Origin of the sequence: uncultured Acinetobacter sp. (genome assembly GCF_947624825.1) — a bacterium.
GTDB lineage: Bacteria > Pseudomonadota > Gammaproteobacteria > Pseudomonadales > Moraxellaceae > Acinetobacter.
Window position 1 is genome coordinate 1 of record NZ_CANQLZ010000050.1, and the last position, 17,071, is coordinate 17,071.

Sequence of the window (17,071 nt, forward strand, 5' to 3'; positions counted from 1 at the left end):
TTTGTGTGTAGGCTTCTTCATTTGGAAATTATATCGCTGAAAAACCCTTTACAGATAGGTTTGTGCAACAAAGCCCTGTTGCTGTACTAACTCTTGCAAGGCTTGAACCTGTTGCTGCAATTGATCAACTTGCTGTTGCAAACTCAACTCTGCATGTGTCATTGATGTCAAAACCAACATTGACAAGGTGAGTGTGCTTTTAGCATAAAACTGTACATTTTTTTTCATGGTAAAAATCCTTTTCTTCCCCAAATGATTAATTACAGATATCCACGTTTTCAGTCCGAACAAAGCTATTGGTAAACTCACTACAATTATTTATCGAATGGCAATGTTCGGGTTTTTTCATCCATCTTTTTAAGTTTTAATTCGCCAATAATTCACGAATTTTGAATTTTTGAATTTTGCCTGATGGCGTCATTGGAAGCTCATCCCAAACTTCTAAGCGTTCTGGTAAATATTGATTGGCCAATTGGTGAGTCTTCAAAAATTCCAACAGTGTTGGTAATGTCAGCTCATACTCTGGATTTTTCAATTTCACAACTGCACAAGCTTTTTCACCCATACGTTCATCTGGATATGGCACCAAAGCAACAGTTGCGATCTCAGGATGTAAATAAATTAATGATTCCACTTCAGCGACTGGGATATTCTCCCCACCACGGATAATGACGTCTTTTTTACGACCTGCAATGCGGATATAACCTTGCTCATCTTGATAGGCAATATCACCTGTATCAAACCAATCCTCTGCATTGGTTTCATTCAGATGTGGACGTTTTAAATATCCGCCAAAATTTGAACAGCAACGAATCATCAGTGTGCCAGATTGCATAGGTGCAAGTGTTTCACCGTCATCACCAACAATTTTCACTTCAACTCCGGGCAATGGCAGACCATCGGTATTGAATGAGCGTTCGTCATCATCTTCTGGACAGGTCATGGTCACAGCACCGCACTCAGTCATACCCCAAGCAGATATAACCTTAACCCCCATGTTTTGACGCGCTTTTTGTACCAAAGTACTTGGAATTGGCGCTCCAGCACATAAAAATAATCTCAAGCTATCAAGTGATTGATGAGACTCCATTACCGCTTCAGAAAGATCATTTAGAAATGGCGTAGAAGCCATAGTAAATGTCGCTTGGTGCTTATGAATCAAGTCAATCGCAACATTTACGTCCCAAACATCCAAGAGCACGGCTTTTGCTTTCAGCAGTACAGGCATAATTAAGCCATACATAAAGCCGGTCTGATGAGCCATTGGCGAACCCATTAAGATCACATCATCTTTATCCAAATGCAGACGTTTCGCATAAGGCACAATATTGGAAAATAAAGTATTTGCCGTATGCATTACACCTTTTGGTTCACCTGTTGTGCCTGAGGTAAAAACTAATTGAGCAATATCATCTGCAGTAATCGTGACGTCATTCAGTGTATTGAGAATTTGCGGATCTTTGTCTAAACCATGATTGAGCAGTAGTTTTTCAAAGCTGTTTTCACCTTCTCCACCAATGACAACAACGTGCTCAAGGCTTGGTATATTCCTTTGTAGCTGATTGGCTAATTTTTCATAATCAAATTTACGGAAGATTTTAGGCACAATAAAAACTTTGCTTTCTGTATGTTTCAACATAAAAGAAAGTTCGCGCTCTCTAAAAATCGGCATTAGTGGATTAAGTACAGCACCAATACGTCGGCAAGCAATATACAGCAGTGTAAATTCCCACCAGTTTGGTAATTGGCAAGAAACGATATCTTGCTTTTGCACACCTAGGCGCTTTAGCCCCAAAGCAATACGATTGGCTGTATGCAGCATTTCACGATAAGTAAAGCTGGTTTCAGACTGATTTTCCGTTTTATAGCTCACCAAACCAATTTTATCTGGATGCTGGTGTACTGCTTCATTTAATGATTGCAAGATGGTTTTATTTAACCAACAACCTGCTTGAATCATTTTTTCCCTGCGAGGGGGTAAAAGAACCGCATCGAAATCCATTCCGTAACTCCAATTTATAATTATCCAACCGTTTTACTTCAAACTATTTAACTGCAAGCTTTATGACTGCCATTTTCTTTCAAACGTTGTCTAATAGCTAAAATTAACTTAGCTAATAGACATGTAGCGCCTTTTCGATCTGCTTTATGCAGGAACAGCCTTTCGACCCGCTTTATGGCGCGCAATAATGGTTTTCATAATTTGTGCTGTACCATCACCAATTTGGAAACCGAGTACATCTCGCATACGTTGCTCCATTACACCGCGATCATAACCTGCATGACCAAAGGTCAATAAGCATTGATGCACTACGTCATAGGCTAATTTTGGCCCCCACCATTTACACATGCCAGCTTCTGACGTATGCGGTAAATGATTGTCTTTAAGCCACAAGGTTTGTAGGCAAAGTAAACGCGCTGCTTCAACTTGAGTTTCATAATCTGCCAATGGATGAGAAACACCTTGGAACGCTGTTAATGGTTTTCCAAAAGCTTCACGTTGTGCTGCATATTCCCAAGCTTCGTCCAACGAAACTCGTGCGACTGCAAGTACTTGCAAACCAATCAATGCACGGGAAAAATCAAAGCCTTGCATCACTTGAACGAAGCCTTTATTTTCCTCACCTAAACGGTGATTAACAGGTACACGTACGTTGTCAAAGAAAATAGAACCTCGTCCAATGGCACGCTGCCCATGACAGTCAAAACGTGTTGTTGTAATACCTGGTAAATCCATAGGCACTAAAACTGCTGTTACTCCATGTGCACCAGATTCAATCGTACCAGTACGACCAAAGATGACTGATGCATCTGCTTGATCAGCCGCCGAAATGGAGGTCTTTTCACCATTTAATACGTATTCATCGCCATCACGTTCTATTTTCAAACGCAGATTTCCTGCATCTGAACCGCCACGAGGCTCAGTTAACCCAATGGCAAAAATAGCTTCGCCTGCTGTCAATTTACGCAACCAAGGCTCAACTACTTCAGGATCACCATGTTCCGCCAAGATTTGACCATTTAAGGAAGCAAGCAAATTGATGTATGAAAAACTTAAATCTGCTTTGGCAACGGCTTCATGAATTACACCTGCCGCCAAACGTCCCATGCCTTGACCACCATATTGCTCTGGTAGCTCTGGAGCAATAAAGCCCATTTCACCCATTTTTTTGACTAGATCACGATCAAAAATTCGGCTTTGATCACGTTCTAAAAACCCCGGTGCAATATATTTTTGCGCAAATTTTTCCGCAGTTTCGGCTAAGAATTCTAAATCTTCAGTGATGTAAGGATTTTTACTCATAGCGTGTTCCTCCTTATTTAAAGAATTTACGGAATTCAGGTTTACGTTTTTCTTTCAACGCATTTACGCCTTCACGCGATTCTTCTGTGTCGTAATACAATTTCAATGCATACATGCCCATGCCAGCAATACCCGCTTGATGTGCGGTATCCATGTTGAAGCTACGTTTAGCAATCGCAATTGCAGTCGGACTACGTTCACAAATTTCTTCTGCCCATGCTTGTACTTCTGCATCTAACTGATCTGCTGGTACACATTTGTTAGCTAGGCCAATATCAACCGCTTCTTGACCTTTGTAACGACGGCATAAATACCAAATTTCACGCGCTTTCTTTTCACCCACAACACGTGCTAAATAAGCTGTACCAAAGCCCGGATCGACAGAACCCATTTTTGGACCAACTTGACCAAAAGTTGCATTTTCAGAACAAATGGTTAAATCACAAATCGTTGCTAAAACGTTACCACCACCGATTGCATAACCTTGTACGCGTGCAATGACTGGTTTAGGTACATCACGAATCGCCGTATGTAATTCTTCCATTGGCAGACCAATCGTGCCACGACCATCATAATTACCATCATGTGCAGATTGATCTCCTCCTGTGCAGAATGCTTTTTCACCCGCACCTGTCAGAATAATTGCACCAATTTGACGGTCATAGCCTGCTTTGTTAAGTGCACGGATAATTTCATCACAGGTTTGTCCACGAAAAGCATTCATTTTTTCTGGGCGGTTAATTGTGATCCATGCAACACCATTTTTTACTTCGTATAAAATATCTTCAAAATTCATGATCTTTTCCTTTCCTTGAAAACTACATTTGACTTTTACTGTATATTTTTGAGCGACTCAGAATGTTCTTCATTCCATCGTGCGCAACTACTCAATTAACCATTCATGGTTAAACCGCCTGAAACGCTGAGTACTTGTCCTGTAATAAAGCTGGCATCATCACTTAAGAAAAATGCAATAGATGAAGCAAGATCATCTGGCTGACCTAAACGACCAAGCGGGATAGCACGAGTAAATGCTTCGCGAAGTTTTTCAGGATTTGATGCTCCTTCCGTAACACCTGCTAAAAGCGCGGTATCCGTTGGGCCTGGGCAGATTACATTTACAGTAATATTGTTGCGTGAATGCTCACGTGCTAGCGTTTTTGAAAATGCAAGTAGACCGCCCTTACACGCTGCATAGACTGCTTCGCCAGATGAACCTACACGTGCTGCGTCCGATGCGATATTGACGATACGTCCTTGGTTGCGTTCAACCATCCCTTTAAGCACTGCATGGTGCATATTCAACATGCCAACCAAGTTAATTTGGATCAGTTTTTCCCACTCTTCTGGTACTGATTTAATAAATGGCTTAAAGATATCCCAACCTGCATTGTTCACAAGACCATCGATTGGACCTAGCTCAGCTTCTGTTTTCTCAATCGCCTGATCGACGACTTGTTTATTGGTAATGTCGCACTGCACTGCAAATGCTTTACCACCCGCGTTTTGGATCTCTGTAACTAGTTTTTGTGCAGTGTCCATATTCATATCAAACACAGCAACTCTTGCGCCTTCTTGCGCTAAGCGTTTACAAGTCGCACTGCCGATACCACCAGCACCACCAGTTACAATAATGACTTTATCCTTTAGGCCTTTCATACCAGTATCCTTTCTTGTGTTATTCAGAATTATGATTTTCTAATCGATATATTCAACATAGACAAAAAGGAAATTAATTTCAATTATCAATTAACATATTTTGCTATACGGAATTTAAATAAAATTCTTTTCAACCATCTATCTTATTGTTATATATGGATATAACTTAATTATTTACCATATATTTGCAATATTTTGTTACACATTTTGATGTGATATAAATATTTATAGCTAAAAATTGGAAAAAATCCTCTATTTCACAATAATCAAAATCATGAATTAGCTTTTAATTACTTATTTATTTCGTATAGTGAAATACATTTATTCCAAAAAAAATATCAATTTCCTGCTTTTATCCATTTTCATCAAGCATAAAAAAAGGCACTACAATATATGTAATGCCTTTTTTAGATTTTATATTTTTTAAAATTGCGTTTACTTCTCCATTAGTCCAACTAACAATGGAGAACCACGAACGCGTTTGGCTTAAAAAGGACTGATCAATTGCAAAATGCTGCAATACCCGTTTGTGCTCGACCAAGAATCAGTGCATGTACATCATGGGTGCCTTCATAGGTATTCACTACCTCTAGATTCACCAGATGTCGTGCCACACCAAATTCATCTGAAATACCATTACCACCTAACATGTCACGAGCAACTCGGGCAATATCCAATGCCTTACCACAGTTATTACGCTTAATCAGTGAAGTTCCCTCGACCGAAGCAATACCTTCGTCTTTCATACGACCAAAGCGCAGTGCAGCCTGTAGACCCAGTGCAATTTCAGTTTGCATATCGGCTAGTTTCTTTTGAACCAACTGATTCGCTGCCAATGGACGACCAAACTGTTTTCGATCCATCGTGTATTGATGGGCTGTATGCCAGCAAAACTCAGCTGCACCCATTGCGCCCCATGCAATACCATAACGGGCACTGTTCAGACAGGTAAATGGACCGCGTAAACCTCGAATTTCTGGAAAGGCATTTTCTTCTGGGACAAAGACATTATCCATAACGATTTCACCTGTGATTGAAGCACGTAGCCCAACTTTACCGTGTATCGCTGGCGCAGAGAGCCCTTCCCATCCTTTTTCTAAAATGAAACCACGAATATCACCGACATTGCCTTCTTGCGAAACTTCTTTAGCCCAAACCACAAATACATCCGCAATCGGGCTGTTGGTAATCCACATTTTTGCGCCCGTTAAACGATAGCCACCATCTACTTTTTTCGCACGTGTAATCATACTGCCTGGGTCTGAACCGTGGTCTGGTTCGGTTAGACCAAAACAGCCGATGTATTCGCCAGTTGCCAGTTTTGGCAGGTACTTTTGCTTTTGTTCTTCAGAGCCAAATTCGTTAATCGGCACCATAACAAGTGAACTTTGCACACTCGCCATTGAGCGATAACCCGAGTCTACATATTCAATTTCACGAGCCACCAAACCATAGCTCACATAGTTCAAACCCGCACCACCATACTGTTCTGGAATCGTTGGACCAAGTAGACCTAGTTCTCCCATTTCACGGAAAATTGAAGCATCGGTTTGTTCGTGACGGAATTGTTCTAGCACACGTGGTTGTAAACGTTCTTGGCAGTAAGCACGCGCAGTGTCTCGAATCATGCGCTCTTCTTCAGTCAGTTGCAGTTCCAATAAAAACGGATCTTTCCAGTTGAATTTAGTCGGTTTCATTTTGTTTTTCCTTCATTTATTGTGTTAAGCAGTCGCTGACTTAATCATGTCACGTGCAATAATAATTTGCTGAATTTGGGTTGTGCCTTCATACAAGCGGAACAAGCGCACATCACGATAAAAACGCTCAATAGAATATTCACTGATATAACCAGCACCACCATGAATCTGTAAACAGCGGTCAGCTACACGGCCACACATTTCTGTTGCAAACATTTTTGAACATGACGCTTCTGTACTAATGTTCTCGCCCAAATCACGGCGACGAGCTGCATCTAAAACCATGCATTTGGCTGCATATATTTCAGTTTTAGAGTCTGCCAGCATTCCTTGGATCAACTGAAAGTTTGCAATAGGTTGACCAAATTGTTTACGTTCAATGGCATAATTTAACGCATCATCAAGCATCCGTTCCGCCATACCTGCGCTATAAGCAGCAATATGCAAGCGGCCTTTATCCAATACTTTCATTGCAGTTTTAAAGCCAATGCCTTCAACACCGCCAATCAATTGGTCTTTATGTACACGGCAATTATCGAAAATCACATCACAGGTATAAGAACCTTTCTGTCCCATTTTCTTATCAATTTTACCCAGTGACAAACCTGCAGTGCCTGCTTCAACCAAGAACGCTGAAATACCTGCAGCACCTTTAATTTCAGGATTTGTACGCGCCATAACAGTAAAAGTTTGTGCACGAGGTGCATTGGTAATAAATCGTTTCGTACCATTTAGCACATAATAGTCACCGTCTTTCACGGCTGAAGTTTTCAGCGCTGCCGCATCTGAACCTGAATCTGGTTCAGTTAAACAAAAAGAACCAATAATTTCACCGCTTGCATAGCGAGGTAAGTATTTTTGTTTCTGCTCTTCTGTACCGTCAATCAGAATACCGCTTGAACCAATACCATTATTTGTCCCAATTAAAGAACGAAATGCAGCAGAGGTATGACCCAATTCAAATGCCACTCGAACCTCTTCTTCCATGGTAATACCCAGACCGCCAAACTCTTCTGGAATCGTCAAGCCAAATAAACCCATTTCTCGCATTTGCTGCACTATATGTTCAGGGATCGCATCAGTTTCATCGACTTCATGTTCAAGTGGACGCAATTCATTTTGTACAAAATCACGTAGTGTCGACAATAACTGCTCTAACATCTGTTCATCACGAATCATTTTTTCTCCTAGTCCATTTTTAGGATTAGACTTCCTTTATTTATCAAAATAGTCATTTAATTTCGTTATGCGAAATACATTACCAATATTTTTATGTGGTGACAATTAAAAATCTTCTAAATTATAAAATTAGTTACAAATTTTAGCCTATTTTTGAAATATTTTATTTTTAACTGGTATTTTGATTGAACAATGAGCAAAATTATCTTAAATTATTTTGTAAATTAAGTTTTGCTATGCGGAATTTTATAAAAATGAACCAAAATTCAGTTGTTCAAATAGACTATGCATTGCCTTCCATTGCAATTATAAAAATCAACCGTCCTGAAGCTAAAAATGCACTGAACACCCAAGTGCGCAAGTTGCTTGCAGAAGCCGTTGCTCAGCAAGTGGATAATGATGATATTCGCGTGATTGTATTGACAGGTGGTGATGACGTTTTTGCTGCGGGTGCTGATTTAACCGAGCTTGCGGAAGCCAGTTCTATGGATCTGTATTTACGCCGTACTGAACGTTATTGGCAAACGATTGCCAATTGCCCCAAGCCGATTATTGCCGCTGTCAACGGCTTTGCACTGGGCGGTGGATGTGAACTCGCCATGCATGCAGACATAATTATTGCCGGTCAAAATGCTCAATTTGGTCAACCAGAAATCAAAGTCGGCATTATGCCTGGTGCAGGTGGCACCCAGCGCTTAGTGCGTGCCGTTGGTAAGTTTCAAGCCATGCGCATGATCATGACAGGATGTTTAGTTTCCGCAGAAGAAGCGTTTGCCATGGGCTTAGTATCTCAAGTTACAGACGATGCTGAGACCTTAAATACAGCATATAAAATGGCTCAACAAATTGCCAAACTGCCAGCTATTGCCCTTGAACAAATTAAAGAAGTGGTATTACTCAGTGAAGATATGCCATTAAACGGAGGACTGTCACTTGAGCGTAAAGCTTTCCAGTTGCTATTTAGTACCGAAGATCAAAAAGAAGGCATGGCGGCATTTTTAGAGAAGCGCAAACCAAACTTTCAATGTAAATAAATTGAGTTAGCTCGTTCTACTTTAACATTGTGGACAGCAGCTTATTGAGGTAAACATGGACAGATTAATCAACAACATTGGTGTGATTGGTGCAGGCATTATGGGCATTGGGATTGTGCAAATTGCAATTCAATCCAATCATCAAGTCTATTTATACGATGCTCAGCAAGATGCTGCAAAAAAAGCATATGACAAACTCAATACCACCCTAAGCAGATTGGTCGAAAAAAATAAAATTTCCCAAACCGACTTAGAACAATCATTAGCGAATTTACATATTGTTGAAAATATTCAGGAATTGCATATCTGTGATTTGGTAATTGAGGCCATTATAGAAAAATTAGACATCAAGCAAAGTTTAATGAAACAGCTCGAAGCTATTGTTCGTCCAGAATGTATCTTAGCGTCGAATACATCTTCCCTTTCAATTACTGAAATTGCAGCGCAATGTCAGCAACCAGATCGAGTAGTTGGTTATCACTTTTTCAATCCAGTGCCATTGATGAAAGTAGTTGAAGTCATTCAAGGTCTGCATACCAACACTAAAATTATTGACCAACTCTCTGAACTCGCACGCAAGATGGGACATCGCCCCGTACGTACCAAAGATACGCCGGGATTTATTATTAATCATGCAGGTCGTGCATATGGAACAGAAGCACTTAAAATTTTGAGTGAAAATGTTGCATCCGTTACTGAAATCGATCTCATTTTGAAAAAATCCTTAGGTTTTAAGATGGGACCTTTTGAACTGCTGGATCTGACTGGCTTAGATGTCTCCCATCCTGTCATGCTGTCAATTTACAACCAATATTATCAAGAGCCACGCTATCGCCCGAATGTATTAACACAACAAATGCTCATTGGGGAAAAACTAGGCCGCAAAACAGGTGAAGGATTTTATAAATACATTGATCAAGCCAAGCAAGAGATTGCAATTATTCCTAAGTACTCAGCAAATCGTCATGATTTAAAAACAGTATGGCTTAGTACAGAATTTGATGATGATCATAAAAAACTCAGCACTTATTTAACACAAAAAGGGATTCAAATTAATCTCAATGCTCAGCCCAATAATGAAGATTTAATTCTAATTGCCAATTATGGCGATGACGCAACACATAGCGCACAACGTCTAGGCGTCAATCCTGAACAAGTTGTTTGTATTGATATGTTGGGTAATTTTGAGCAATGCTGCACGTTAATGCCTAGCCTGCTGACTCAGCCAAAAATGATTGAAGCTGCGCTGGATCTATTCAATCAGCCAAACTCCGAAACTATAGTGATTGAAGAAAGCTTAGGCTTTGTTTCACAACGTGTTCTTGCCATGGTGGTGAATTTGGCTTGCGATATGGCGCAACAGAAAATTGCCACAGTTAAAGATATCAATGCCGCAGTGAAACTTGGACTTGGTTATCCATTTGGCCCGATTGAATGGGGCGATGTAATCGGCAAAGAAAAGATTTTAAGAGTTCTCGAGCGTATTTCAAGTATCAGTCATGACCCACGTTATAGACCAAGTCCGTGGTTACAAAGACGCTGCAAACTGAATCTATCACTCAACTATCAACGCTAAATTTTTAGATTAAAAAACTTCAAGGAAAGAATGTTATGAATGCATATATTTACGATGGCTTACGCACGCCAATTGGTCGCCATGCAGGTAGTCTTGCCAGTATCCGTCCAGATAATCTTGTGGCACAAGTGATTAAATCTTTAGTACAAAAAACGGGTATTGACGCCACTGATATTGAAGAAGTGATCTTGGGTAGCACCAATCAAGCGGGTGAAGATTGTCGAAATGTAGCACGCAATGCTTTATTACTCGCAGAGCTGCCCGTTAGTGTCGCTGGTCAAACTGTCAATCGATTATGTGCTAGTGGTTTAGCAGCTGTTGTTGATGCAGCTCGCGCAATTCACTGTGGTGAAGGCAATCTATATATTGCTGGCGGTGTTGAAAGTATGTCACGTGCACCCTATGTTTTAGCCAAAGCTGAATCAGCTTATAGCCGAGATATAAAAATGTTTGATACCACCATTGGCTCTCGTTTTCCAAATCCGGCATTAACAAAAATGTATGGTAATGACTCTATGCCTGAAACAGGTGACAATGTCGCTGAAGCTTTTGGAATTAGCCGTGAAGATTCAGATCGCTTTGCAGCAGCTTCTCAGGCCAAATATGAACAAGCCAAACAAGATGGTTTCTTCAAAGATGAAATTTTGACAATTGAAGTACCACAAGGTCGTAAAGCACCACCGAAAATTGTAGATGAAGACGAACATCCTCGCCCCTCATCAAACTTTGAAGCATTACAAAAACTCAAACCTTTATTTGAAGGCGGTGTAGTCACCGCTGGCAATGCATCTGGGGTCAATGATGGCGCAGCAGCATTACTCATTGGCAACGAAAGTGTTAAACAAAAATATGGCTTACAACCACTGGCTAAAATTTTAGCTTCAGCTTCTTCGGGTATTGAGCCTCGTATTATGGGTGCTGGTCCAATTGAAGCGATTAATAAAGCCTTAAAGCGTGCCAATCTCAGCCTTGATGACATGAATATTATTGAAATTAATGAAGCCTTTGCACCACAAGTTTTATCTTGTCTGAAAGGTTTAAATGTTGCATTTGATGATCTAAGGGTAAATCCAAATGGTGGTGCAATCGCGATTGGTCATCCATTGGGTTGTTCGGGAGCACGCCTTGCATTAACTGTGGCGCGTGAGTTAAAACGCCGCAATAAAAAATATGCAGTGATCAGTCTATGTATTGGAGTTGGACAAGGTTTAGCGATGGTCATTGAAAATACACAGCTAAGTTAAATTGCATTAAATATGTGAAATTACAATTTTTATTGGTTCCGCTATACAGAAACTTAGGCTTTAAAGCTTCAGAAAGTTTTGTATAGCGAAATTTATTGTTATCATACATTGTGTATTGATTTAAAAAACAAATGGAACATCATGAATCATCAAGATGAAATTGCTCTTGAGCAAACAGAAAAAAAAATAAATTTAGATGAAATTCGCCTTGATCCAATTTCACATATTCATCGCGAAAATAATCCGCAATTCATTGCGTCCCTTGCACGTGGCTTGGAAATTCTGCGTTGTTTTACCGCTACAACTCAAATTTTGGGCAACCAAGAATTGTCGCAATTAACAGGTTTACCGAAACCTACCATTGCACGTATTACCAATACCTTAGTTTCTTTGGGTTATTTGAAACAATTACCCAATTCAACAAAATACACCTTAGATACAGGTGTATTAGCACTCGGGTATGCTTCCCTTTCAAATATTTCTGCACGTATCCACGCTCGTCCTTATATGGAAGAAATGGCAAAGTATGCTCAGGCGCCTGTCGCAATGGCAACACGCGACCGTTTAAATATGCTGTATTTAGATGTAGTACAGGCAGAATCGAATTTGACCATGCGCCGCCCGATTGGCTCGACCATTCCACTACACAATACCGCAATGGGTCGTGCTTGCTTGGCTGCGCTACCAGAGACTGAACGCAACTTCATTATGGAAGCTTTAGCTAAACGCCATCAAGATGATTGGCCTATGATAAAGCGCGGATTAGAACGTTCATTTCATGATTACCAAAACTATGGCTACTGTTTGTCTTTAAGTGAATGGCAGAAAGAAGTGAATTCAGTTGCAGTACCAATGGTACATCCCATCCATGGTTTATTGGTCTTCAACTGTGGAGCGCCAAGCTATTTAGTCAATCAAGAAAAGCTTGAAAATGAAATTGGGCCACGTCTGATCTATATGGTTCAAAATATTCAAGAAGCTTTAAACGCACTTTAAAAAGATATTTTTTTATTCAGTCAAACATTCTCTTCAATAAAAAACCTATTGCCTGTTGGGTTTGCTTCGCCTCAGTTGATACATCCCAAATCAGTTTTCTTAACTCCATAGCGATCCATTAAAAAAGCCAGTCTGTATTCATACAGACTGGCTTTTTATTTAGGTCATCTAATATCGTCAAATACGAGAAACCAATTCAGGAACAACAGTATTCAAATCACCCACTAACCAGTAGTCAGCAACTGCATTGATTGGTGCTTCTTCGTCTTTGTTAATCGCAACGATCACTTTAGAATCTTTCATACCTGCTAAATGCTGAATCGCACCAGAGATACCTACAGCGATGTATAGATCAGGCGCAACGATTTTACCTGTTTGACCTACTTGCATGTCATTCGGTACGAAACCAGCATCGACAGCAGCACGTGATGCACCTTGAGCAGCGCCTAACTTGTCAGCCAATGGATCAAGTACAGCGTGATAGTTCTCACCAGAACCTACGCCTCGACCACCTGAAACCACGATACGAGCAGCTGTTAATTCTGGACGTTCTGATTTCACGATTTCTTCAGAAATAAACTTAGAAATACCAGCATCTTTCACATCAGCTACAGCTTCAACAGCAGCAGAACCACCTTCAGCAGCAACGCCATCAAATGCAGTACCACGAACAGTCGCGATTACGATTGCTTCAGCAGATTCTACAGTTGCAATTGCATTACCCGCATAGATAGGGCGCTTGAAAGTTTTAGCACCGTCAACCGCAATAATGTCTGTAATCATACTTGAATCAAGTAATGCAGCAGCACGCGGAAGTACGTTTTTACCTGTTGTCGTAGATGCAGCAAGGATATGACTATAACCCTTACCCAAATCTGCAACTAAAGCAGCAACGTTTTCAGCCAATTGGTTTGCATAAGCAGTATTGTCAGCAAGTAATACTTTGCTTACTCCTGCAACTTTTGCTGCTTGGTCAGCAACAGCTTGTACGCCTGAACCAGCAACCAATACAGTGATATCACCACCGATTTTTTGTGCTGCAGCTACAACATTTAGTGTTGCACCGTTAAGTGCTTTATTGTCGTGCTCAGCGATAACTAAAATACTCATGATTTTTTATCCTTCTGTATTAGATCACTTTCGCTTCATTTTTAAGTTTTTCAACAAGTTCATCTACAGATTTCACTTGTACACCAGCTTTACGTTCTGCTGGTGGCTCAACTTTAACTGTTTTAAGTTTAGTTGAAGCAGAAACGCCATAATCAGCAGGAGATTTAGTGTCCAGCGGTTTTTTACGCGCTTTCATAATGTTTGGAAGAGCAGCATAACGTGGCTCATTCAAACGTAAATCTGTTGTGATAATTGCAGGAGTGTTCAATTCAACAGTTTGTAAACCACCGTCGATTTCACGCGTTACTTGTACTTTCGTACCTTCAACTTTAACCACTGAAGCAAAAGTACCTTGTCCAGCACCGAGTAATGCACCAAGCATCTGACCAACTTGGTTAGAGTCATCATCAATTGCTTGTTTACCAAGAAGGACTAATTCTGGTTGTTCTTGTTCTACGATGCCTTTTAAAATTTTAGCAACCTCTAAAGCACCCAATTCGTTATCATTTGCTTCAACCAAGATACCACGGTCAGCACCAAGCGCCATAGAAGAACGGATTTGTTCTTGAGCCTCTTTAGGACCAATAGAAACAACAACGATTTCTGAAACAGTTCCTTTTTCTTTTAAACGAACCGCTTCTTCCACTGCGATTTCACAGAATGGGTTAATTGACATTTTAACGTTAGTAAGGTCAACCCCACTATTGTCCGGCTTAACGCGAACTTTAACGTTGGCATCAACCACACGTTTTACAGCAACAAGAGCCTTCATTTACACTTCCTCAGTTGTTAAATTAAAATTGGTTTTACTCTGAACTTGCGCCATATCTGCACGCTTATGGTTAATCAGAGATAAAGCTACAGCACCTATTAAACCAGCCAAAGCAATCACAAAGAAGTTTTGCTGAATTGGTAAATTTAGCGAAACAATAAAACCAATTAATAGCGGCGCTCCAATTGCACCTAAACGCCCTACGCCAGATGCCAGACCGATTCCCGTTGAACGAATAACGCTTGGATAAAATTGACCACAATATGAATATGCAACAATTTGCGCACCTGTTGAACAAGCACCTACAACCCCAATAATGAAATACAGCATGGTTGTCGACATAGGCAAAGTCATTAAATACAAAAAGGCACTGCCTATAGCATACATAATGACCAATACCCATTTAATGTGGAAGCGATCTGCTAACCAACCACCGCCCACTGCACCAATAATTGCGCCAATATTCAGTGCGACCACAAAAGTCAGTGCAGAACCCAATGAATAGCCTGACATTGCCATTAACTTAGTGAGCCAAGTGCTTAATGCATAAACCATAAACAGGCAGGTAAAAAATGCCACCCAAAACATCAGCGTACTAAAAGCTCGTCCATCACTAAATAACAGCCCTGCTGTCGGTTTTAAATTATTATTTGATGAACCATTAACAAAAACCGTATCCCCAGGGAATTGTGCTTGCGGTGCAATTTGCTCAGCAATCTTACGCAGTTCAGCTTGTTTATTATGCTTCACCAAATAAACCACAGATTCAGGCATAGATTTTAAAATAAAAGGCAGCAAAACAACCGGTACACCTGCAGCATAGAACACCACCTGCCAACCATATTGCATAATAAACTGTTTACCCAAAAGTGCCGCTAAAATTCCGCCTACGGCATACCCCGAAAACATTAATGAGGTCATGACATTACGTACTTTCTTTGGTGAATATTCAGTCATTTGCGCAACCACATTCGGCATTACACCGCCAATGCCTAATCCTGCAATAAAACGCACGATACTGAATGTGACTGGATCATCAGTTAAACCTGCTATCGCAGTAAAAGTACTGAATAAAAATACACAAATGGCAATGGTTAAACGGCGACCAATTTTATCGGCTAGACCACCAAAAAATATAGCTCCAATCATCATTCCAAATAGTGCTGAACTTGCCATAAAACCAGCCGTTGAAGCACTTACATTCATTTGTTCCATAATTGAAGGTAAAGCTGCACCTGCAACAGAAATATCATAACCATCGATAATGATTATCAACATGCACCACATTAAAACTTTGGCATGAAAACCGTTGAATTTAGCTTCACTCGCTAAACTCTGCATATCGACTTGACTCATCAATCAACTCCTTGATCGTTATTGTTGTTTTAGTCCATTACTGTTTTAAGCATTCTGCCAACCATACGCATCCGATTGCATTCTGGAGATTTCTAACAGAAATCAAAAAACCGAACCTGTTTAATAAACACCTACTTCAGATTAATGAATATTTTTTTATGTCAATATATTTACATATTTTTAATTATAAGACCATAATACATATTAGTGTTTTATTTTATTTATATTTATATATTGACATATATTTGATTCAACATATGCTTTTCATAAATCTAATTCATTAAGGAAATGAGACATGCCAGCTAAACTTCACTATGAAAATAACATTGCGATTATCCGATTAAATCGACCTAAAGTACGAAATGCACTAAATTCAGAAATGATTGAAAAATTGCAAGAAATTATCTCTGAAATTTCAGCACTGAACTTGCGTGCAGCTATTTTTGTCGGTGAAGGAAAAGCCTTTTGCGCAGGTGCAGATATCACAGAATTACTGAATAAAACTCCCGTAGAACATTTGCATAAAATACAAATCGGTCAGACCTTATTTCAACAGATAAACGAATTAAAATTTCCGACACTGGCTAGTATTCATGGCATGGCTTTAGGTGGTGGACTTGAATTGGCTTTGGCATGTACATTTCGAATATGTAGCCCTGCGGCAGGTCTTGGACTTCCTGAAATAAAACTCGGTTTAATTCCAGGCTATGGTGGAACACAGCGTTTACCACGTTTAATTGGTGTATCAAAAGCACTTGAAATGGTTGTCAGCGGAAAAATTATTTCTGCGGAAGACACTTATAACATTGGCTTAGTGAATCAAATCATTGAAATGCAAGATCCGATTGCAAGCGCAAAAAAATATCTAGATTCATTGGCAATGCAATTTCCAGCTGCAATTCATCAAATAATGCAAGCCGTTCAATCTGCATCCGATTTAAATATCGATCAAGGGCTTAAATTGGAAGCCGACCTGTTTGTGGAGTGTATTCAAAGCGCTGATGCTGCTGAAGGTATACAGGCATTTTTAGAAAAAAGGTCAGCGAATTTTTCTCAAAAATAGCTGTACTAACCCGAATCGCGGATAAGAAATTGACTTGAAAAATAAGAGGACTAGAGCCATCAGTTGAGTTACCACACAAAA

Annotated in this window: 15 protein-coding genes; 5 read left to right on the forward strand and 10 right to left on the reverse strand. The window is 40.0% G+C overall.

The genetic code is table 11. The features are described 5' to 3' along the window. Positions 1 to 48: 48 nt before the first annotated feature. The 7 genes from Q0017_RS10910 to Q0017_RS10940 form a co-directional block, all read right to left on the reverse strand. Entirely contained in the window at positions 49 to 228 is a 180-nt protein-coding gene (locus Q0017_RS10910) for a hypothetical protein (protein WP_298146608.1), read from the reverse strand. A 136-nt stretch (positions 229 to 364) separates the two neighbouring features. Beyond that, positions 365 to 2,002, reverse strand: a complete 1,638-nt coding sequence (gene aliA / locus Q0017_RS10915; RefSeq protein WP_298146611.1) for a cyclohexanecarboxylate-CoA ligase — start codon at positions 2,000 to 2,002, stop codon at positions 365 to 367. 144 nt (positions 2,003 to 2,146) lie between these two features. After that, positions 2,147 to 3,304 carry a cyclohexanecarboxyl-CoA dehydrogenase gene (aliB, locus tag Q0017_RS10920; protein ID WP_298146614.1) on the reverse strand — a complete coding sequence of 386 codons (1,158 nt, stop codon included), beginning with the start codon at positions 3,302 to 3,304 and terminating at the stop codon, positions 2,147 to 2,149. A 13-nt stretch (positions 3,305 to 3,317) separates the two neighbouring features. Beyond that, a complete protein-coding gene (gene badI, locus Q0017_RS10925) occupies positions 3,318 to 4,100 on the reverse strand; it encodes a 2-ketocyclohexanecarboxyl-CoA hydrolase (RefSeq protein ID WP_298146616.1) in 783 nt (260 codons plus the stop codon). A 95-nt stretch (positions 4,101 to 4,195) separates the two neighbouring features. Then, positions 4,196 to 4,963 carry a 2-hydroxycyclohexanecarboxyl-CoA dehydrogenase gene (badH, locus tag Q0017_RS10930; protein ID WP_298146619.1) on the reverse strand — a complete coding sequence of 256 codons (768 nt, stop codon included), beginning with the start codon at positions 4,961 to 4,963 and terminating at the stop codon, positions 4,196 to 4,198. Positions 4,964 to 5,463: 500 nt separating this feature from the next. Beyond that, positions 5,464 to 6,660 (reverse strand): acyl-CoA dehydrogenase, encoded by a 1,197-nt coding sequence (locus Q0017_RS10935; protein WP_298146622.1) that lies wholly within the window; start codon positions 6,658 to 6,660, stop codon positions 5,464 to 5,466. A 24-nt stretch (positions 6,661 to 6,684) separates the two neighbouring features. Beyond that, a complete protein-coding gene (locus Q0017_RS10940) occupies positions 6,685 to 7,839 on the reverse strand; it encodes an acyl-CoA dehydrogenase family protein (RefSeq protein ID WP_121523326.1) in 1,155 nt (384 codons plus the stop codon). Between the two features lie 254 nt (positions 7,840 to 8,093). On the opposite strand from Q0017_RS10940, the gene Q0017_RS10945 reads away from it, so the two are divergent. From Q0017_RS10945 to Q0017_RS10960, 4 genes are all read left to right on the forward strand, one after another. Beyond that, the gene (locus tag Q0017_RS10945) at positions 8,094 to 8,873 is read left to right on the forward strand and encodes an enoyl-CoA hydratase (RefSeq protein ID WP_298146626.1); all 780 of its coding nucleotides are present in this window, start codon (positions 8,094 to 8,096) and stop codon (positions 8,871 to 8,873) included. Between the two features lie 55 nt (positions 8,874 to 8,928). Then, entirely contained in the window at positions 8,929 to 10,449 is a 1,521-nt protein-coding gene (locus Q0017_RS10950) for a 3-hydroxyacyl-CoA dehydrogenase (protein WP_298146629.1), read from the forward strand. A 35-nt stretch (positions 10,450 to 10,484) separates the two neighbouring features. Then, positions 10,485 to 11,693, forward strand: coding sequence for a 3-oxoadipyl-CoA thiolase (locus tag Q0017_RS10955; protein ID WP_298146632.1), 1,209 nt, complete (start codon positions 10,485 to 10,487; stop codon positions 11,691 to 11,693). Between the two features lie 141 nt (positions 11,694 to 11,834). Continuing rightward, positions 11,835 to 12,689, forward strand: a complete 855-nt coding sequence (locus tag Q0017_RS10960; RefSeq protein WP_298146634.1) for an IclR family transcriptional regulator — start codon at positions 11,835 to 11,837, stop codon at positions 12,687 to 12,689. Positions 12,690 to 12,866: 177 nt separating this feature from the next. Here the strand turns inward: Q0017_RS10960 and Q0017_RS10965 are convergent, their stop codons facing one another. The 3 genes from Q0017_RS10965 to Q0017_RS10975 are packed head-to-tail and all read right to left on the reverse strand — an operon-like array spanning position 12,867 to position 15,927. Then, positions 12,867 to 13,799 (reverse strand): FAD-binding protein, encoded by a 933-nt coding sequence (locus tag Q0017_RS10965; RefSeq protein ID WP_298146637.1) that lies wholly within the window; start codon positions 13,797 to 13,799, stop codon positions 12,867 to 12,869. Between the two features lie 19 nt (positions 13,800 to 13,818). After that, positions 13,819 to 14,571: an electron transfer flavoprotein subunit beta/FixA family protein gene (locus Q0017_RS10970; RefSeq protein WP_298146641.1), complete on the reverse strand. Its 753-nt coding sequence runs from the start codon at positions 14,569 to 14,571 to the stop codon at positions 13,819 to 13,821. Beyond that, positions 14,572 to 15,927 carry an MFS transporter gene (locus Q0017_RS10975; RefSeq protein WP_298146643.1) on the reverse strand — a complete coding sequence of 452 codons (1,356 nt, stop codon included), beginning with the start codon at positions 15,925 to 15,927 and terminating at the stop codon, positions 14,572 to 14,574. A 295-nt stretch (positions 15,928 to 16,222) separates the two neighbouring features. Between Q0017_RS10975 and Q0017_RS10980 the strand changes: the two genes are divergently transcribed. Next, entirely contained in the window at positions 16,223 to 16,990 is a 768-nt protein-coding gene (locus Q0017_RS10980) for an enoyl-CoA hydratase-related protein (protein ID WP_298146646.1), read from the forward strand. The last annotated feature ends 81 nt before the right edge of the window (positions 16,991 to 17,071 follow it).